The 17,701-nt window shown below is 60.4% G+C and carries 18 protein-coding genes, 1 tRNA gene and 1 pseudogene; 14 read left to right on the top strand and 6 right to left on the bottom strand.

All coding sequences use genetic code 11. From position 1 onward, the window contains the following. The first annotated feature begins 278 nt into the window (after window positions 1-278). From AC07V9_RS26970 to AC07V9_RS26960, 3 genes are all read left to right on the top strand, one after another. Window positions 279-355, top strand: a tRNA-Met gene (locus AC07V9_RS26970). A 146-nt stretch (window positions 356-501) separates the two neighbouring features. Then, entirely contained in the window at window positions 502-849 is a 348-nt protein-coding gene (locus tag AC07V9_RS26965) for a bacteriocin (RefSeq protein ID WP_495018671.1), read from the top strand. Between the two features lie 70 nt (window positions 850-919). Then, on the top strand, window positions 920-1,624 hold the full coding sequence (locus AC07V9_RS26960) for a hypothetical protein (RefSeq protein ID WP_495018670.1): 705 nt from the start codon (window positions 920-922) through the stop codon (window positions 1,622-1,624). Window positions 1,625-1,731: 107 nt separating this feature from the next. Here the strand turns inward: AC07V9_RS26960 and AC07V9_RS26955 are convergent, their stop codons facing one another. Continuing rightward, entirely contained in the window at window positions 1,732-2,331 is a 600-nt protein-coding gene (locus tag AC07V9_RS26955) for a flavin reductase family protein (protein ID WP_495018669.1), read from the bottom strand. Window positions 2,332-2,646: 315 nt separating this feature from the next. Here AC07V9_RS26955 and aztA point away from each other — a divergent pair, with 315 nt between their 5' ends. From aztA to AC07V9_RS26935, 4 genes are all read left to right on the top strand, one after another. Beyond that, a complete protein-coding gene (gene aztA, locus AC07V9_RS26950; RefSeq protein ID WP_495018668.1) occupies window positions 2,647-3,399 on the top strand; it encodes a zinc ABC transporter ATP-binding protein AztA in 753 nt (250 codons plus the stop codon). Further along, window positions 3,396-4,265: a metal ABC transporter permease gene (locus AC07V9_RS26945; RefSeq protein ID WP_495018667.1), complete on the top strand. Its 870-nt coding sequence runs from the start codon at window positions 3,396-3,398 to the stop codon at window positions 4,263-4,265. Before aztA ends, AC07V9_RS26945 begins: the two co-directional genes overlap by 4 nt. Before the next feature lie 27 nt (window positions 4,266-4,292). Further along, window positions 4,293-5,180, top strand: coding sequence for a metal ABC transporter substrate-binding protein (locus AC07V9_RS26940; RefSeq protein WP_495018666.1), 888 nt, complete (start codon window positions 4,293-4,295; stop codon window positions 5,178-5,180). A gap of 154 nt (window positions 5,181-5,334) precedes the next feature. Then, window positions 5,335-6,006, top strand: coding sequence for an HD domain-containing protein (locus AC07V9_RS26935; RefSeq protein ID WP_495018665.1), 672 nt, complete (start codon window positions 5,335-5,337; stop codon window positions 6,004-6,006). On the opposite strand, the gene AC07V9_RS26930 is transcribed toward AC07V9_RS26935, so the two are convergent. Next, window positions 6,003-6,284, bottom strand: a complete 282-nt coding sequence (locus AC07V9_RS26930) for a BrnA antitoxin family protein (protein WP_495018664.1) — start codon at window positions 6,282-6,284, stop codon at window positions 6,003-6,005. The genes AC07V9_RS26935 and AC07V9_RS26930 overlap by 4 nt on opposite strands. Then, complete coding sequence (locus tag AC07V9_RS26925; protein ID WP_495018663.1) at window positions 6,244-6,516, bottom strand: BrnT family toxin; 273 nt, start codon at window positions 6,514-6,516, stop codon at window positions 6,244-6,246. The genes AC07V9_RS26930 and AC07V9_RS26925 overlap by 41 nt, the downstream gene beginning before the upstream one ends. A 233-nt stretch (window positions 6,517-6,749) precedes the next feature. On the opposite strand from AC07V9_RS26925, the pseudogene AC07V9_RS26920 reads away from it, so the two are divergent. The 3 genes and pseudogenes from AC07V9_RS26920 to AC07V9_RS26910 all read left to right on the top strand — a co-directional run. Continuing rightward, window positions 6,750-7,568, top strand: a pseudogene (locus AC07V9_RS26920) (MCP four helix bundle domain-containing protein); the annotation flags it as partial. Then, window positions 7,551-8,426 carry a methyl-accepting chemotaxis protein gene (locus AC07V9_RS26915; protein ID WP_495018707.1) on the top strand — a complete coding sequence of 292 codons (876 nt, stop codon included), beginning with the start codon at window positions 7,551-7,553 and terminating at the stop codon, window positions 8,424-8,426. The pseudogene AC07V9_RS26920 and the gene AC07V9_RS26915, both read left to right, overlap by 18 nt. 103 nt (window positions 8,427-8,529) lie before the next feature. Then, window positions 8,530-9,696, top strand: a complete 1,167-nt coding sequence (locus AC07V9_RS26910; protein WP_495018662.1) for a hypothetical protein — start codon at window positions 8,530-8,532, stop codon at window positions 9,694-9,696. A 100-nt stretch (window positions 9,697-9,796) separates the two neighbouring features. On the opposite strand, the gene can is transcribed toward AC07V9_RS26910, so the two are convergent. Further along, the gene (gene can / locus AC07V9_RS26905) at window positions 9,797-10,438 is read right to left on the bottom strand and encodes a carbonate dehydratase (protein ID WP_110949859.1); all 642 of its coding nucleotides are present in this window, start codon (window positions 10,436-10,438) and stop codon (window positions 9,797-9,799) included. A 149-nt stretch (window positions 10,439-10,587) separates the two neighbouring features. Between can and AC07V9_RS26900 the strand changes: the two genes are divergently transcribed. Next, complete coding sequence (locus tag AC07V9_RS26900; RefSeq protein ID WP_495018661.1) at window positions 10,588-11,001, top strand: serine kinase/phosphatase; 414 nt, start codon at window positions 10,588-10,590, stop codon at window positions 10,999-11,001. A 125-nt stretch (window positions 11,002-11,126) separates the two neighbouring features. On the opposite strand, the gene rimI is transcribed toward AC07V9_RS26900, so the two are convergent. Together rimI and AC07V9_RS26890 are read right to left on the bottom strand one after the other, a co-directional pair. Continuing rightward, complete coding sequence (gene rimI, locus AC07V9_RS26895; protein WP_495018660.1) at window positions 11,127-11,579, bottom strand: ribosomal protein S18-alanine N-acetyltransferase; 453 nt, start codon at window positions 11,577-11,579, stop codon at window positions 11,127-11,129. Continuing rightward, a complete protein-coding gene (locus AC07V9_RS26890) occupies window positions 11,572-12,384 on the bottom strand; it encodes an energy transducer TonB (RefSeq protein WP_495018659.1) in 813 nt (270 codons plus the stop codon). Before AC07V9_RS26890 ends, rimI begins: the two co-directional genes overlap by 8 nt. Before the next feature lie 144 nt (window positions 12,385-12,528). On the opposite strand from AC07V9_RS26890, the gene mksB reads away from it, so the two are divergent. From mksB to mksF, 3 genes are read left to right on the top strand one after another with little or no spacing between them, the layout of a single operon-like run. Then, the gene (gene mksB / locus AC07V9_RS26885; protein WP_495018658.1) at window positions 12,529-13,806 is read left to right on the top strand and encodes an Mks condensin complex protein MksB; all 1,278 of its coding nucleotides are present in this window, start codon (window positions 12,529-12,531) and stop codon (window positions 13,804-13,806) included. Next, window positions 13,796-14,503, top strand: a complete 708-nt coding sequence (gene mksE / locus AC07V9_RS26880) for an Mks condensin complex protein MksE (RefSeq protein ID WP_495018657.1) — start codon at window positions 13,796-13,798, stop codon at window positions 14,501-14,503. Before mksB ends, mksE begins: the two co-directional genes overlap by 11 nt. Next, window positions 14,500-17,334 (top strand): Mks condensin complex protein MksF, encoded by a 2,835-nt coding sequence (gene mksF / locus AC07V9_RS26875; protein ID WP_495018656.1) that lies wholly within the window; start codon window positions 14,500-14,502, stop codon window positions 17,332-17,334. The genes mksE and mksF overlap by 4 nt, the downstream gene beginning before the upstream one ends. The last annotated feature ends 367 nt before the right edge of the window (window positions 17,335-17,701 follow it).

Below are 17,701 nucleotides of genomic sequence, written 5' to 3'. Positions count from 1 at the left end.
GCTCATCCGAGCAAAGGTGTGCGGGAAGTAGAAGCAAGAATCGGACCGATAGCACCAAGCCATCTAAGCGGGCGCTCGATCGAAAATGGTGCGCACAAACCGCACAAAAGTGGGGCAAAACCACTCAGCTTGCGCAGCGAAACTGTCACCGGAATGACCCACCCGGCTTCCAAGCGGCATGAATGAGGGCCAAAACCCTAACCGATTGATCACACGCATAAATTTTTCAACGAGACGCTTGACACATCCCCCATCTCAGCGAATAATGCGCGCCACTTGGCTACATAGCTCAGTTGGTTAGAGCATAGCATTCATAATGCTGGGGTCCGGGGTTCAAGTCCCTGTGTAGCCACCAAGTACCTCAACAAAGCCCGCCTCGTGCGGGCTTTGTTGTTTCTGGCGGTCCGATTTATCGATTCCAGTTGCCACCGGGCGCCAACATACCCTACTCATCCGCGACATCACTCATCACAGCACTGTCCCTTTTTCGAGGTCGAGTTCATGCGATTCACACTTGCTGCACTGGTTCTGGGTCTTCTGGTTTCTCAAGGCGCGATGGCGGGCAGCGGCACGAATACCGCCTTGGGTGGCGGCTTGGGTGGTGCGCTGGGTAATGTGGTCGGCCAGCAGATGGGCGGCAGCAACGGCGCGGCCATCGGCGCAGGCCTGGCGGGCGCGGCTGGCGGTGCGGTTGCCGCCAAGAAAGGCCACAAGACCCGCGCAGCCTTGGGCGGCGGCCTGGGCGGCGCAGCCGGCTCGGTCATCGGCAACAAGCTGGGCGGCAGCACTGGCGGTACCATCGGCGCAGGTCTGGGTGGCGCTGCGGGTGGTGCTCTGGGCGGTAAATAATTTACCCTCCCTCGCGAAACGCGCCGAGCGTTTCGTGACTCCCCCGTTCAAATGAAGCAATGGATGTTCAATGTCTGATTCACATACCGACGTAGCAGCGCCAGCCCTCTCCGCCAAGCAGGCTTACGAAGACGCCATCAATCTTTCACAGCACGTACCGCAGGCGAAAACCATCAGCGAAATGGTCCTCGATGCCTTCCAGAGCGCTAAGGAAAGCGATCAGATTCGTGAACTGCGCGCCGCCATTCGTCAGGCCCACGACCGTTTCGATGACGATCAGGCCTACGAATTGATGGGTCAGCTCAAGCAACTCAAAGACGCCGAAGCCGCGGACATGGCCGCCCTGGAAGACTTGAGCACTAAATTCCCGATCAGCCGGATTCTGTCCAGCTACAAAGACGACCCAAGCTTCCAGGAGCTGGTCTATAGCTTGGCGCTGAAGGTCCTGAACCAGACGCATCAGGCCGTCAGCAACCCGAGCGGCGGCAAGAGCAAGGCTGCGCGGGTCAAGAAAGAAGCCGAAGTGTTCGTCATCAGCAAGGATGGCGCCAGCGTCACCCTGCCCCTGCGCACCCCACGCTCCAAAGCCAACGCCGACCGTGAAGCCTTCGAGTTTCTTGGCTTCTCGTTCGTGGGCGAAGGCGACGAAGCCGAGTTGCAGAGCGAAGTGTTTGTCGATAAAGACGGCAACGAGCAGCCCGCCACGCGCAAGAATATCGTCGCGGCGATTCAGCAACATACGGCGTTCGAAGGGTTTAATGCGGTTCAGCAGTAAGCTTGAATGCCGTGACATTCCTTTGTAGCAGCACGGCTTGCCGGCGATGGCGGTTTCAAGAACGCCACCGCTGGCAAGCCGTGCCGCTACAGAAAGATAACCTGCAGCTAGCGCTCCAAAACCTTGCCCACCACCTCATCCCCGATCACCAGAAAATGTCCGCCCGCGACGTGGTGCAGCGTGCGCAGCTGATCGTGGCCGTCGAAATGCCAGTGGCCGTCGGAGAACACGCGCTCATCGGCCCATGCGGCGACGACTTCGCCGATGAACAGATCGTACTGATTCTGGTTGTGCGGCTCGGGCATCAGGCGGCATTCAAGCCACGCGGCGCAGCCTTCCAGCAGGGGCGCTCCGACGATGTCGCCGGTGAAGGTTTCAAGGCCATACGCCTTGAACTTGTCCTGCTCGGGCTCCTGGGAGATGTCCAGCCCAGAGGTGGAACCGACCGTTTCGACGATGTCGAGCTGGCTGACGGTGGGCACGTTGATCACGAAGGTGCCCGAGCCTTCAAGCAACTGGCGTGTCCACACGGATTTGTCGAGGACCACGGTGACTTTCGGCGGCTGAAAATCCAGCGGCATGGCCCATGCGGCGGCCATGATGTTGCGCTGGCCGTCATGGGCGGCACTGACCAGCACGGTCGGGCCGTGGTTGAGCAGGCGGTAACATTTGGCGAGCGGCACCGGGCGACGATGAGTGGCGGGCATGAAATCGATCCTGAAAAGAAGAGGCAAGGCTTGAAAATTACAGGGTTTGCCGTCGCAGGAAAACGCCGACATACCCCTCGTCACCAAACTGTCGCAATCCTGAACCGGCGGAAAATAGCCCTTTCCTCTCGCCTGAAAATAGTGATGTAATACTATAACAAAACATTTCAGGCATCTTTTCGTGAAATCCGCTCCTCGACTATCTCCGAATATCGCGACCTCCGCCCTTGCTCAGTCCGCAGGCAAGCGGGTGCTGGTGTCATTGGCTTTGCTAGCGCTGTTGTGGATCGGCATTGCGTGGGCAGTGGCGATTCCATGAGCGCGGCGATCGATCTGCATGACCTGACCGTCACCTACGAGCGCCGCCCGGCGGTACATCACGTCAGCGGGCGATTTGCTGCGGGCAGCCTGACCGCCATTGTCGGCCCCAACGGCGCGGGAAAATCGACCCTGATCAAGGCGATCGCTGGCACCTTGAAACCGGCCGTGGGGCGAGTGGATCGCGGCAATCTGGCGACGCGACACATCGGCTATTTGCCCCAAGCCGCCGAGATCGATCGCAGCTTTCCGTTGAGCGTCGCCGACACCGTGATGATGGGCGCCTGGCGCAGCATCGGCGCGTTTCGTGGCGCCACACGCCACCACGCAGAGCAGGCGCGAGAAGCCTTGCTGGCGGTGGGTCTGGAAGGTTTTGAGGAGCGCAGCATCAGCTCGTTGTCGTCCGGGCAATTCCAGCGCGTGTTGTTCGCTCGCCTCTTGCTGCAAGACGCCTCGGTGATCCTGCTGGACGAGCCCTTCACTGCCATCGACGCCCGCACCACCCGTGACCTGCTCAAGCTGATCAGCAGCTGGCATGGTCAGGGCCGCACCGTCATCGCGGTGCTGCACGACATCGAACAGGTGCGCCAGCACTTTCCCAGCACCTTGCTGCTGGCCCGGGAAACCATCGCCTGGGGCAACACCGCCGACATCCTCCACCCCGACAACCTGCGCCGCGCCAAGAACATGGCCGAGCACTGGAGCCCCGACGCGCAGCCCTGCGACGCCGACGAGGAGGACACGCTATGACCCTCTACACGCTGATGATTCAGCCCTTCGTCGACTTTGGTTTCATGCGTCGCGCGCTGGTCGCGTGCCTGGCCCTGGGCATTGGCTCGGGCCCGGTAGGCGTGCTGCTGATGCTGCGTCGCATGAGCCTGGTGGGCGATGCCATGAGCCACGCCGTCTTGCCGGGGGCGGCGGTGGGCTTTCTGTTTGCGGGTCTGTCGCTGCCCGCCATGGGCTTTGGCGGCTTGATCGCCGGGCTCGCCGTGGCCTTGCTGTCCGGGCTGGTGAGCCGTTTTACCACGCTGAAAGAAGATGCGAGCTTCGCCAGTTTTTATCTGACCTCACTGGCGGCGGGCGTGCTGATCGTGTCGCTGCACGGCTCCAACGTCGACCTGCTGCACGTGCTGTTCGGGACGATTCTGGCCATCGATGATCAGGCGATCTTCATGGTCGGCGCCATCGCTTCTTTCACCCTGATTCTGCTCGCGCTGATTTATCGTCCGCTGATTCTGGAATGCTTCGACCCCGGTTTCCTGCGCGCCGTCGGGGGGCGTGGCTCGCTGTACCACGTGCTGTTTCTGCTGATGGTCGTGCTCAATCTGGTGGCAGGATTCCAGGCCCTCGGCACGCTGATGGCGGTCGGGATGATGATGCTGCCGGCCACTGTCGCACGTTTCTGGTCGAGTTCTCTGACCGGCATGATCGTGATTTCCACTGCGGTTGCGACGCTCTCGGGCTTCGTCGGCCTGATCGTTTCCTACCACGCCAGCGTCGCCTCGGGCCCGGCCATCGTCCTGACCGCCAGCGCGTTCTACCTGTTCTCACTGTTCTTTGGACGCAGCGGGTTCCTGCGCCGACTGTTTCCAAGGGTTCACCTGTCCGGCTGATCGTTCGCTTACCTCAAGGAAAACACCATGAAACGTTTGACGCTTCTGACCGCCGTACTGGCGTTGTCGGGCCTGGCCAACTTCGCCCAGGCAAAAACCCTGGAAACCGTTGCATCGTTCACCGTTATCGCCGACATGGTGCATAACGTCGGTGGCGATCATGTACACGTGAACTCGCTGATCGGCCCCAACGGCGACCCCCACGTCTATGAGCCCACCCCCAACGACGCCCAGGCATTGAAGAAAGCCGACGTGGTTTTCGTCAGCGGCCTGCACCTGGAAGGCTGGCTGGACCGGCTGATCACAGCCTCCGGCTACAAGGGTGAACCGGTGGTGCTGTCCAACGGCATCATGACCCGCAGCATGGAAGAGGATGGCGAGAAGATCACCGATCCACATGCCTGGAACAGTGCGGTCAACGGCGTCGTCTACGTGAGAAATATCATCAAGGCCCTGCAGAAAGCCGACCCCGACAACGCAGCCGATTACAAAGCCAATGGTGAGAAATACATCGCTCAGCTGCAGGACATGGACGCCTACGCCCGCGCCCAGATCAACGCGATCCCCGTCGCACAGCGCAAAGTGCTCACTTCCCACGATGCGTTCGGCTATTTCGGTGATGCCTATGGCGTGACCTTCCTGTCGCCACTGGGCTTTTCCACCGAGACCGAAGCCTCGGCCGCAGACGTGGGCAAGCTGATCAATCAGATCAAACAGGAGCATGTCAGCGCCTATTTCTTCGAAAACTCCGGCGACCCACGCCTGGTACAGCAGATCGCCAAAGCCAGTGGTGCGCATCCGGGGGGCGAGCTGTATGTGGAATCGCTGTCGCCAGCCGATGGTCCTGCAGGGACCTACGTGAAGATGTTTCGCTACAACGTCGACAAGCTGACGGCGGCGATGAAGGGCAAGTAATCGCTCTTTAACGCCAGCCACGGAACTGCGCGGGAGCGAATTCATCCGCAGTGCCGGCGCTGCGTGCCAATGGGCCTGACGAACCGGGGGCGCCAGAGCAGGTCAATCTTGTATGCTGACCCTCATTCGCCAGCCTGCATTGAAAGGACCCTCGATGACCGCCCTCTCCTTCGCGCCGTTTCAGGATCTGGCTGACAAGCTGATCCCCCACACCGTGGCCGAGCGGGCCGACGGCTCTCACGATCTCTCGCACCTGCATCGGGTCTGGAGCAACGTTTGCGCCATCCGCAACAAGGAAGGCGGCGATCATCAACTGCTGCTCGCCGCGACCTTGCTGCACGACTGCGTGGCCGTAGAAAAGAACTCTCCCTTCCGCTCCAGCGCCTCACGCCTGGCCGCCGCAAAGGCTTCGGAGCTGCTGGCCGAAATGGGCTGGGATGAAGAGCGCATCAACGCTGTCGCCCACGCCATCGAATCCCACAGCTACTCGGCGAATATCACGCCCACCACCCTGGAAGCGAAAATCCTTCAGGACGCCGACCGCCTCGACGCCATCGGTATGGTCGGCGTCGCGCGGCTGTTCTACGTCTCCGGGCGCATGGGCAGCCACCTCTACGACCCCGCCGACCCACAATCGCAAAACCGCGCGCTGGACGACAAACGGTACGCGGTCGATCACTTCTCCACCAAAATCTTCACCCTCGCCGAAGGCTTTCAAACGCGCACGGGAAAACAGATGGCCCAAGTCAGGCATGAACGGGCGCAGCGGTTTTTGCGGGAGTTTATGGAGGAGATTGGGGCTGACGCTCATCGTCCTCGTGATTAAACAGAAATCTCTGACGGCGTATGCGTCTTGAGCCAGTCAACCAACGCAGCATTCATGCGTGTTTGCCAGCCAGGGCCTGACGCCTTGAATTGTTGAACCACCTCAGGCTCCAGGCGAATCGTTATCCGTTCGCGCACCACCTGAGATTTCGGTCGACCACGCTTTACCAGCTTCGCGCCGATGTACTCGTCGGCCTGTTCAAAGAAATCTTCCGACAACTCTGGCGCATCGTCTGGATCAACCCAGTCGGTGCCGGTAGAGGTTTTGTTCGCGCTCATTGGCTTTCCTCATGGAAATGATGCGGCGGGCCGCGCCGCGCGGTGTCCAGACGAGAACGACCATACGCTCTGCCAACAGCCCCACAGTGATGAAACGGGTTTCACCGTAGGCTTGCCGCATATCCTCTGCTGTCAAATGCACGCCAGCAAAAACATGTTTCGCATCTGCGAAATCAAGACCGCGCTCGATCAGGGTTTTGTCACGCTTGGCAACGTCGAAGATTATCTGCATGGAATTATTGTATGTACAGAAAATATTCCAACAACCCATAACCCCGTCACAGAGACCAATCCCACAACACCCGCTGAAAATGCCGAATTCGACCCACAACAGCGCAACTCACCACTCGTCGCCAATCTGCCGTCAAACCTCAACAAATCTGAAATATTTCCACTCGATGTCATAAAGACATCACGGAACCTCTCTATAACCAAGTCTCCGGTGTATTCGTCGATGAGATTTGTGTGGTGAAAAGGTCATTGCGTGGGTTCTTCCGTCCTTCGTCCAAGCCTGGTTTTCTGCGGCGTTTGCGCATTGCCCAGCGACTAGTGCTGTGTTTTGGCGTGACGGCGTTGCTGTTGGTGGCGCTGGGCGTTTTCTGCCTGATGCAGATGCAGAGCATCCGCGATCAGGGCGAGGCGGTGGAAAGCGGCGCGATGCCGAGCATGGCCATGGCGGACGCCATCGCGATCGATCTGATCAAACTGCGCGGCGAGAGCGCGCGGCTGATTGCCAACGCGGACGACCCCAGCGCGGTGGTCACCAGCAAGATCAACGTCGAGCAGCTGAAAAACGAGGTCGAAAAAGGCTTCAGCGATTACCTCGCGCACAGCAAGGACAGCACCGAGCGTGACTCCATCAAGGCTCTGCAAGACGCCTACAGCGCGTTCATGCCGGGGCTGCGCGATGAAATCGGTCTGATCGAACAGAACAAACTCAATGACGCACGCATGCTGCTCAACACCTCGCTGAGCCTGCAAGGCGATTTGATGGACATGCAGGTGCAGCTGCTGCGTGAGCTGAACAAACAGAGCGCGGCCGTGGCAGTCGACGGCGCGGGCAGTCGTTTTCAGCAGACGCGCATCATCGCCGTCAGCGCGATTGCCGTGGCACTGGTGCTGACCCTGCTGCTGGCCTGGCGTTTGAGCGTAAGCATCATTCGGCCGCTGCGTCAGTCGCTGCAGATCGCCAGCACCATCGCTGAAGGTGACCTGAGCCCGCAGCCGATTCCCGAAGGCAAGGACGAAACCGCTCAACTGCTGAAAATGCTTGGGCAGATGCGCGGCAACCTGCACGGCACCATCGATCAGATCTACGCGGCGGCCAGCCAGCTGAGCCAGTCGGTGCAGGAAATGGGCGCGATTGCCGAAGCGAGCGCAAAGAACCTTCAGGCGCAGAACGACGAAATCGAACAGGCCGCTGTAGCCGTTAACCAGATGAGCCAGGCTGCAGTGGAAGTGGCTGACAACGCCAGCAACACCTCGACCGAATCGAAAGCCTCCAATGAGGCCGCTGCCGAAGGCCGCCTGCGCCTGACGGGGACCATCGACTCGATCAAGGAGCTGACCGATAACGTGCTCGACTCCTCGCATCAGGCCGACGGGCTGGCCGAGCGCACCTTGAGCATCAGCAAGATTCTCGAAGTGATCCGCGCCATCGCCAACCAGACCAACCTGCTGGCGCTGAACGCTGCGATCGAAGCAGCGCGGGCAGGCGAAGCCGGACGGGGATTTGCCGTGGTCGCCGACGAAGTGCGTTCACTGGCTCAGCGCACCAGCGCTTCGACGACCGAGATCGAAAGCCTGATCAACGACGTGCAGAAGAGCACCCAGGACACCGCCGAAACCCTGCGCGTCACCGCCGCACAGGCCAGCCAGACGCTGGAACAGGCCGCGGCCACCAGCCAGGCGCTGACAGTCATCATCAGTTCGACCTCGACCATCAGCGACCGCAACATGCTGATCGCCAGCGCGGCCGAACAGCAGGCCCAGGTCGCCAACGAAGTGGACCGCAACCTGAGCAGCATTCGCGATCTGTCGACCCAGTCAGCCTCCGGCGCACAGCAAACGACAGTAGCCAGTAACGCCCTGGCGATGCTGGCGACGGATCTGAATTCGATGGTTCAGCGGTTTGTGTTGTAGCGCGTAAAAAAAGCGGCTTGAACCATTTTCTGCCCATGTCCTTGTGTTTCATTATTGAAACACGCCCACCCAGACGGGCGCCCACGCCAACAAGGACATGAGCATGAACAAAACCGCTGCATTGAGCGCCGCATTCGTCGCCTTTACCCTGAGCCTCCCCGCCCAAGCGGACGTCGAGGTCAAACTGGGCAGCAAGGAACGCGTCACCCGCCTGTTCGCCTACCCCAACAACTGCAACGTCATTTGTTTTCGCAACTGGACGTTGGAGCAAACCGTCGAGCATTACCTGACCCAGAGCGTTCAGCGCGATGGCTACGCCAGTGCCAAGGTCAGTGTGGTCAACGACAACGATCAGTTGCACGCGACAATAAGCGGCGTGCCGGACGGTTACGACAAGCCCCTGACTCAATTGCTGGACGCTGGCGAGCTGGCCTACAACGGGGCGAAAAAACTCAATATCGACGGCAAGTTTGCCTACAACTGGTACCTGTTCCTGCCTCTGGGCATGGCCCTGGAAAACCGCAAGAGCGTCGAACTGCTGCACTTCCCGCCGGATTATTCGCTGACTCAGGCCCAGGACTACCTGCGCTCAGCCACCTCCGACCGCTGGGCCGCGCTGCTCACCGACAACGGCATTCCTGCCGACCAGACGCCTGCCTATCAGACCATCATCGACATCGCACCGATTGCCGCGCCTTCCAATGCAGGCAAGGATCTGGAAGGGGTTTACGGCTACTTCAACGATTACCAGACCACCATGGTCAAGCAGATCAGCCAGAACCAGACCGGCATGTCGCTACCGATGGTCGCGTTTGGCGCGCCAGTGCGTAGCTGGTTGAAGGAGCAATACAAGGTCGAGGTGCCCGTGTTGGGCCTGGCGACGATCAGCCCCACCACTGGGCAGAACGTTTCGGTGATCGGCTCCAACCACCCGAGCTACATCTGGTACGCCGCGGACAAGAGTAACTATGGCGGCGATCAGACCAAGGCCGACGAAGCGGGCCTGAAGGTCATGGGTCAGGATTTGAGCGCGGCGTGCTGGCAGGCGGGCATGGGCCAGAAGCCGGGGGGCGATGCGGCAGCGTTGCTGAAACAATGCACAACCCACTGGCAGGTCACTGACAAGGTCGAGACCTGCAAGCTGTTCTACACCTCGATTCGCAACCTGACGCCTGATCAGGCAGCGGCGAAATGTCGGACAGGGTCGGTGGGAAGGCAGCTCGATCAGCTGCGCAAGCCATTGCCTGAGATGCTGAAAAAGCAGGCCTGACGCCTGTAGGAGCGCGCTGGCCCGGCGATGTCAGTGTCAGCCGACTGACTCACCCAATCTCGGGCAGCGCGCTTCTACAATCGATCCTCAGCCCGAGAGATCACTCGCCCAGCGGACGCAACCGGTACTGCGGCGGCAACTGCTCGAACCCGCTGATCGTCGTGTTCAGGCTCTTCCAACGGCCATCCTTGATGCCGTAGATGCAGCCGTGAATCGACAGCTTCTGCCCACGATGCCAAGCGTTCTGCACGATGCTGGTGTGCCCCACGTTAGCCACCTGCTGAATCACGTTCAGTTCGCACAGACGATCGACCTGCTCTTCCTCGGTCGGCAGCTTGCTCAACAGCTCGCGGTTTTCGTAATACAGGTCGCGAATGGTGCGCAGCCAGCCGTCGATCAGGCCGAACTGGCGATCCTGCATCGAGGCGCGCACGCCGCCACAGCCGTAGTGGCCGGTGACGAGGATGTGTTTGACCTTAAGCACATCGACGGCGTACTGAATCACCGACAGGCAGTTGAGGTCGGTGTGCAGCACGACGTTGGCCACGTTGCGGTGCACGAACAGGTCGCCCGGCAGCATGCCGACGATTTCATTGGCGGGGACACGAGCGTCCGAACAACCGATCCAGAGGTATTCCGGGGTCTGCTGACGGGCCAGTTTGGCAAAGAACTCAGGGTCCTCTTCCTTGATGGCTGCAGCCCAACGTTCGTTGTTATCGATCAGATCTTGTAATTCGTTCATGCGTTGATGCCTCGGAAATGATGCCCAGCTATGACTGGCGATCTGCCCATGGGGTCACGCCATTTTGCGCCTACCGATCGAGAACCGGAGTGAATCTTCATCGCCGCCCCCGGTCCACCCAACAAGACTGCACACAAAGAGGATTTGCCATGAACGATCCACGTCGCCCATTCGGCGCCACCCAACCCGAGCCTATCGATGACAACGAAGACCGCATGGGCTCGATGGAAGAGCTCAACTTCAATGACAATAACGAACCCAGCGGACGTATCGGTGACACCATTCCAGAAGACGAGCTGCAAACCTACCTTCCCGACGAGCGTGTGCGCGAAGCGGGCATGACAGGTGCATCAACCGATGATCACAACCCGACCGACGACGACATGAGCCCGGAAACACTGATCGACGAGGACGGCGCACGCTCAGCCCGAGAAGAGGGCCAAGGCGGGCCCGCGGATTTCGACCTCAGTGTCGTCGATGAAGATGAAATCGGCGCCGGCGGTGGTCTGGATGAAGAGGAAATGGCGATCCTTGATCCGCTGGATGGCAAGCCTGAGATTTAACGTCCTGGTTCAGGCGGTATAAAACCCTGTGGGAGCGAATTCATTCGCGAGACATTGGGACGGGCGGTGTATCTCTATCGCCTGCACCCTTTTTCGCGATGAATTCGCTCTCACAGGTTTAAACATTAATCCGTCAACGTGCAGGCCATGACCAACGCGTCTTCACGCCCGCCAATCGCCGGGTAATAGTCACGACGACGCCCCACTTCATTGAAGCCATACCGCTCATACAACCGATACGCCGACTGATTGCTGGCCCGCAGCTCCAGGAAGCATTCACGGCCATTGAGTTCATAAGCCCGCTTCATCAGCTTGTCGAGCAGCAACAACCCCAGCCCACGCCCCTGGCTCTCCGGTTTGACAGTGATGTTTAGCAAGTGCGCCTCATCGATGATCACGTTGATCACCCCATGCCCCACTTGCTGATTGCCTTCGAACATCAGCCAGATTTCGTAGGATTTGAGCCCGTCCAGAAAGATGCCGCGCGTCCACGGGTGGCTGAACGCTGCGTACTCAATTTTCAGCACCGCATCCAGGTCGGCTTCGGTCATGCGGCGAAACGTTACGGCATCACTCATTCACGGTCTTCCAACGAGCCATCAATTGACGCATGGCCCGCCAAACGTCGGCCTTGCGCTGAGGCTCGTCCATCAGGAGTTCCAGGCCCGGCAGCGCCCAGGCCGAACCCAGGCCTTCGACCTGGAATTCAAGGTTGTAGGATTCGGCGTCAACTTCACCGGCAAAACGTACCGCTGGCAGCCCGATCAGCCACAGGCAGGTACAAGGCTCTTCCTCGACGCGGGCGTAGAGAAAGCCCTGCACGAAGTCCCGCGCAGCTTCCGGGCCCTGATCCATCTGGCCGCGCACCAGCAACGGCCAGCGTACGGGCTCGCCGATGATCTGCGGACTGTCGGGAAGACCCGCGGCGCGCAGCATATCCTTGAGCAACAGATAGGAAGGGTCGCGACTCTGGAAGGGCTCGCCCGTTGCCAGCTCCACCAAAAGCAGGCAGCTGCCGGCCCGCAGCAATTGCAGGGCAAAGCGTGGCGGTGGTACGACGGGAGCTTTGGCTACGACAGGTGCGGCTTCCTCTTCCTTGGCCACCTTGACGACCGGCTTGCCCGCTGAAGACGGACGCGGCACCTCGATCTTCGGCCGCTCGACCGTGCGTGCGACCGGCGCAGGGCTTGCCGTCGCCGCGTTGCTTCTTGCCTGCGCGGGTGCGGCCGGCTGCGGCGCGAACTCGACCTCGTCGTCAAACACCGGCAACGGCGCAAGCAGCTCCGGACGCGAAGGAGCGGCAAAGGGCAGATCGGTGCGCGGCAGCCAGCTGACCACCTGCATGGCGGTCAGATAAGCGCGGCGGCGAGGCTCGTTGAGCAAGGGACAGCCACCTGTGGATAAAGTCAGGAGGGGAATTCTACAGGCCTTCGACGAATCACGCCGCAGTTGATCGACTGAGGGTGAAAACCAACGCCTGCGATGCAGTACAATCGCCGCTTTTATTTGCCAACCAGCGGCCATCCGATGATCGAACCTAAGCGCGTCCTGCGCGCCCTTGCCGAACACTGGGCGCTTCTTGAGCCACTGTGCGAGCACTTCGACCAAGGCACCCTGAGCCTGAGCGAACTGCGCCTGCAACTGGCCGCCCAGCAACTGGAAAGCACGCCCCAGGACATCACCAACCTGCTGGACGTGTGGATTCGTCTCGACATTCTGGTTCCCGTGGCCAAAAGCCCGAACCGTTTCGAGCTGAACGCGCAGATCCACGACTTCCTGTCGTACCTGCGTCGCGAGCATCGCCTGGGCCTGTGCCTAGAAATCGAAGCCTACCTGCGCCATCTGGAGCGCCTGGCCGGTTACATCCAGGAAGCCTTTGAAGCCCGCGATGCCAATGACCTCGCTCGCCAGCTGCGCCTGCTCGACATGCGCGTGCGCGACGTCCTGAAAAAGCTCGCCAATGACGAACAGGCGCTGGTCGCCGTGGCCGAACGCGCTAAGACCCACGACCGGCAAATTCCGCTGCGTCAGCGCTATGCCGAAGTACTGGCGACCTGGGACGAATACGTCGAGCCGATGATCCAGCTGGTCAACGCCGACGGCGCCTTTGAACAGGGCGTGCGCAAGGTCGAGAACGTGCTGCTGCGCATGCTCACCGATCAGCAACGCCTGGGGCATCTGGTCGATGACGACATGCTGCTGCGCACCCACGCGCGGATTCTGGAAATGCAGACCAGCGCGCAACTGACCCTGCGTCATGCCCGCGAACTGCTGCTGCCGCTGCGTGAAGAGGCTCGTCGTCACAATGCCGTGACCCGTGGCGCCGCGCTGGCCCTCTCGGCCATTCGCCGCAAGGGCATCGACGCGGTGCCGCAAGCCGCCATGCCGATGTTCACCCGTCCTCAGAGCACCTTTCTCGGCAGCGCGAACCAGGTCGAAGCCTATGTTTATGCGCTGGCCCGTTTCGAGCCGAAACCGGCGCGCTTCCCCAAGGCCAACATCACCCGCAAGGGCGAGCCGCCTCGGGCGCCGCGCACGGTCAAGGAAATGGTCGAGCGCTGTGAAGAGGCGCTGCCAATGCCGGATCTGATGGTCTGGCTGCTGGAGCAGGAGCCCACTGGTGCCACCGACGAATTGCTGTATTGGTTCTCGCGCCTGTCGCGGGAAAAACGCTTCAAGCGCGAGCGTCTCGAACGCCGCGAATACCTGACCCAGGAGCACCGCGTCAGCCTGCGCTCCTTCGCCCTGCTCTCGAGCAAAGACGCCACCCCAGAGAATTCCGAGGGCACCGCCCATGCATCTTGATCTATCCGAAATGTCCCAGCTCGCGCCGATCTTTCGCGAGCTGTTCAAGGGTTACCACATCAGTCGCCGCGACCCTGAGTTGTACGCTCAGCTATCCAACGCGCAGGACCAATACCGCACGCTGTTCAAGGCGCTGGGTTTCGAACTGGTCTGCGACACCCGGGGCTTCTATTACTTCGTGCCGGAACTGGCCGCCGCGCAGGTCAACAAGACCGCTCAGCGTCTGGCGCTGTTCACCTTCATCCTCGTCGAGCACCTGGCCGACCAGGGTCGCGACCCGGTCGCCGTGCTCGATGGGGGCAGCCTGGGCCGTGATGAACTGCCGTCGCTGTTGGAAAAGTATCGCGACCTGTTCCTGCAGGCCGAAGTGCAAACGGTCGAAGAGCTGGAAGAGAAAATCATGCGCCGCATGACCCAGCTCGGCTTCGCCTCCGAAGAAGTGGGCATCTATCGCTTCCTGCCGCCGATGCATCGTTTCCTCGACGTCTGCCTGTCGGTTCAACAGGACCGCGACCTGGCCGCCAGCCTGCACAGCGACCTGCCGTTGCCGACGCCGGTGCTGATCGACGACGACAGCGACGAGAAACTGTTGCAGACCGACGACCCGCTCGATCTCGCCGAGTTTGACGAAACAGAAGAAACCGAAGAGCAGGCCCTGGCCCGCGCGATCGCCGAAGAACAGGAGCTTGACGCATGAGCCAGGAACGCTACGGCATCCGCCGCTTCGCCCTGCTGAACACCGCCGGTTACAGCCTCGGGCTGTTTCCGCTGGAACATCCGCTGTCGGTCTACGGCGCGAACAACCTGGGCAAGAGCGCCTCGATCAACGCGCTGCAATTCCCGATTCTGGCGCGCATGTCGGACATGTCCTTCGGCAAGTACAGCCTCGATCAGTCGCGCCGCTTCTACTTTGCCTCGGACACCAGCTACATCCTCGTCGAAGTCGCCCTGCCACACGGCCCCCACGTCATCGGCGTGGTCGGGCGCGGTCCGGGTGGTGGCTTCGGTCACCAGTTCTTTGCCTATGCCGGCAAGCTGGACCTGGCCCACTACCAGAAGAACGACACCTGTCTGCGGCAGAAAGAGCTTTTCACCAATCTGGAAAGCCAGGGCCTGAAAGCCTACGAGCTCAAGCCTGATGAACTGCGTCGCTTGCTGGTCGGCGGTCACACGTCGATCCCGCTGGACCTGACGCTGATCCCGCTGCGCTCCACCAGTGAACAAAGCCTGAAGACCTTCCGCGCGTTGTTCATCAACCTGCTGCACATGCGCGAAATCACCGCTGCCAAGCTCAAGCAGCTGTTCCTCGACGCGTTCGAGCACAGCCTGCGCTCCGGTAGCGTGGATTACATCGCGGCGTGCGAAGAAGCCTTCCGCGATGTACGTCGCATGGAACAGGACTACAACGCTCTGGTACTGGCCGGCCCTCTGGTCGAAGCCTTGGCCAACGGCGTGAAGCAACGCGACATTCTGCGCGGCAAGCTGCATCGCCTGTCGCCGCTGCTCGATTCGCTGCTCGGCACCTGGCAGGACTACTCCAACGCGCGCAAGGAAGAGCTGGTCATTCAGGCCGAGCACTATCGTGGCGAGCAGGATGCCCTGCAAAACGATCAACGCGGCGGCACTCAGGAGCTGATGCGTCTGGAGCGTGAAATCAGCAACATCCAGCGCTGGATTGGCGAACTGGCGGTGTTGAAGAATCGGTTCGCGCTGGTGGATGACGTCCGTGTGCTCGAACAGCAACTGCTCGCCGCGAAAGACGCGCACGACGAACTGGCCGGTGCGCTGGCTCAGTCCCGTCAGTTCAGCGCCGAGGATCTGGATGAGCGCCTGCGCGATCTGGAAAAACGCCTGAAGTCGGTCAAGCAGCAACTCGATCATGCAGACAACAACAGTTATGCCCGCCTGCGCGAAGAATTCTCGCAGCCGGACGTCGAGCGCCTGATGCGTCTGTTCAACAGCGCGCTGTTCAGCCTGCCACTGGGCGAGCAAGGCATCGCGCTGGATGACGGCGAGGCGTGGGTCAAATCCCTGGAAGCGATCCTCGATAGCTTCAAGGGCGAGCGTTTCGAAGTGCCGGGCCTGTCGATCAACCTGTCGCACATCGAGCCCCCTGCCCTGCAGGCCTTGGCCGACCGTGCGGCGCTGCGCGATCAGAAAGAGCGTCTGGAAAAAGAACTCAAGCAACTGAAAACCCAGCAGGCCGTCGCCGCAGACCGCGCGGCCAGCAAGACCCAGACCGAGGCGCTGTACCAGCAGGTGCTGGATGCGCAGAAGGCGCTGGAAGACTTCCGCCGTACCCAGACGTTGACCGCCGAGGAAGGCGAGAAACTGGAGCAACTGGCGCAGATGGAAGCGGCGCAGGATGAACTCAAGCGTTCCAGCGATGCCTTCACCGAGCGCGTTCAGCAACTGTCGGCCAAGCTGCAACTGGTCGGTCGCCAGATCGGCGATCTGGAATCCAAGCAGCGCACGCTGGATGACGCGTTGCGTCGTCGTCAATTGCTGCCAGCGAACCTGCCCTTCGGCACGCCGTTCATGGAGCCGGTCGACGACACGCTGGATAACCTGCTGCCGCTGCTTAACGACTATCAGGACAGCTGGCAGGGCTTGCAGCGTTGTGATGGCCAGATCGAAGCGCTATACGCTCAGGTGCGCCTAAAGGGCGTGGCCAAGTTCGACAGCGAAGACGACATGGAGCGCCGTCTGCAGCTGCTGATCAATGCGTACGCACACCGCACCGATGAAGCCCTGACCCTGGGCAAGGCTCGTCGCGCGGCGGTAACGGACATTGCGCGCACATTGCGTAACATCCGCAGCGACTACGACAGCCTTGAGCATCAACTGGCATTGTTCAACCGCGAGATCAACCGTCGCCAGGTCTCCAACCTGGAGAGCTTCCGCATTGTGTTGGCGCCGAACAAGGAAGCGCTCAAACACATCGACCAGATCATCCACAGCGCCGGTCAGTACGAAGAAGGCGAAACGCTGTCGGTGTTCGATCTGAGCCAGAGTGCGGAACAGGACAACAAGAACGAAGAGGCCAAGGAATACTTGGCGCGCCTTGTGGCCGCGAACCACAATCAGCTGGGTCTCAAAGACCTGTTCGAGCTGGCGTTCGAGATCACCAAGGTCAACGGCCAGCCGGTTATCCACACCGATATCGATGGCGCGGCGTCCAACGGCACGACCATGACCATCAAGGCGCTGACCAACATGTACCTGTTGCTGCACTTGATGGACCGTGATCTGGCCGGCCGGGTGCGCCTGCCTTACTACCTCGACGAAGCAGCCGACATCGACGAACGCAACCAGGCAGCATTGCTGGAAACAAGTCTGCAACTGGGCTTTGTACCGATCCTGGCGAGCGTTAAGCCTCAGGTGTCGGCACATGTGGCGATCGATCTTGAAGGTGGTAGCGGTCCTGCGGGTATCTACATCGATGAGGCTGACTGGAAATACATTCAGCGTCGCGATGAAGTAACTAAAGTGAAGGCGGTTGAAGTGGCGCAAGAGGCTGCTGGGTAAGCCTTTCAAGCGGTAACAAAAAGCCCTGCAATAATGCGGGGCTTTTTTGTGGGCGCTATGAATGTCAGGCATAACTCTGTAGCAGCACGGCTTGCCAGCGGTGGCGTCCTTGAAATCGCTACCGCCGGCAGCCGGACTGCTACATGACGACCTCAGCCAACCTGTGGGAGCGAATTCATTCGCGAGACTTCAGTTCAGACTGATTAAGGTGGGTCGCATGCAGCTCCCCATCGCGAATGAATTCGCTCCCACAGGTCGGGGCAGGACAAAGGCCGGAGCTGATAATTTTTTTGGCGCAAAAACAAAACCCCATCTGCGTGAGCAGATGGGGTTCTGGAATTTAATCTTGACGATGACCTACTCTCAC

The organism is Pseudomonas sp. GW821-FHT02A11 (assembly GCF_059421985.1).
Note: the sequence above shows the minus strand (reverse complement) of the source record. Positions and strands in the feature narration are given on the sequence as shown.

Coding starts and splice junctions, on each gene's coding strand:
- rimI (WP_495018660.1), bottom strand. CDS start 11,579: ATGAGTGATGCCGTAACGTTTCGCCGCATGACCGAAGCCGACCTGGAT.
- can (WP_110949859.1), bottom strand. CDS start 10,438: ATGAACGAATTACAAGATCTGATCGATAACAACGAACGTTGGGCTGCA.
- mksF (WP_495018656.1), top strand. CDS start 14,500: ATGAGCCAGGAACGCTACGGCATCCGCCGCTTCGCCCTGCTGAACACC.
- AC07V9_RS26915 (WP_495018707.1), top strand. CDS start 7,551: ATGCTTGGGCAGATGCGCGGCAACCTGCACGGCACCATCGATCAGATC.
- AC07V9_RS26935 (WP_495018665.1), top strand. CDS start 5,335: ATGACCGCCCTCTCCTTCGCGCCGTTTCAGGATCTGGCTGACAAGCTG.
- AC07V9_RS26925 (WP_495018663.1), bottom strand. CDS start 6,516: ATGCAGATAATCTTCGACGTTGCCAAGCGTGACAAAACCCTGATCGAG.
- AC07V9_RS26965 (WP_495018671.1), top strand. CDS start 502: ATGCGATTCACACTTGCTGCACTGGTTCTGGGTCTTCTGGTTTCTCAA.
- AC07V9_RS26960 (WP_495018670.1), top strand. CDS start 920: ATGTCTGATTCACATACCGACGTAGCAGCGCCAGCCCTCTCCGCCAAG.
- AC07V9_RS26955 (WP_495018669.1), bottom strand. CDS start 2,331: ATGCCCGCCACTCATCGTCGCCCGGTGCCGCTCGCCAAATGTTACCGC.
- AC07V9_RS26945 (WP_495018667.1), top strand. CDS start 3,396: ATGACCCTCTACACGCTGATGATTCAGCCCTTCGTCGACTTTGGTTTC.
- mksE (WP_495018657.1), top strand. CDS start 13,796: ATGCATCTTGATCTATCCGAAATGTCCCAGCTCGCGCCGATCTTTCGC.
- AC07V9_RS26900 (WP_495018661.1), top strand. CDS start 10,588: ATGAACGATCCACGTCGCCCATTCGGCGCCACCCAACCCGAGCCTATC.
- aztA (WP_495018668.1), top strand. CDS start 2,647: ATGAGCGCGGCGATCGATCTGCATGACCTGACCGTCACCTACGAGCGC.
- AC07V9_RS26910 (WP_495018662.1), top strand. CDS start 8,530: ATGAACAAAACCGCTGCATTGAGCGCCGCATTCGTCGCCTTTACCCTG.
- AC07V9_RS26940 (WP_495018666.1), top strand. CDS start 4,293: ATGAAACGTTTGACGCTTCTGACCGCCGTACTGGCGTTGTCGGGCCTG.
- AC07V9_RS26930 (WP_495018664.1), bottom strand. CDS start 6,284: ATGAGCGCGAACAAAACCTCTACCGGCACCGACTGGGTTGATCCAGAC.
- mksB (WP_495018658.1), top strand. CDS start 12,529: ATGATCGAACCTAAGCGCGTCCTGCGCGCCCTTGCCGAACACTGGGCG.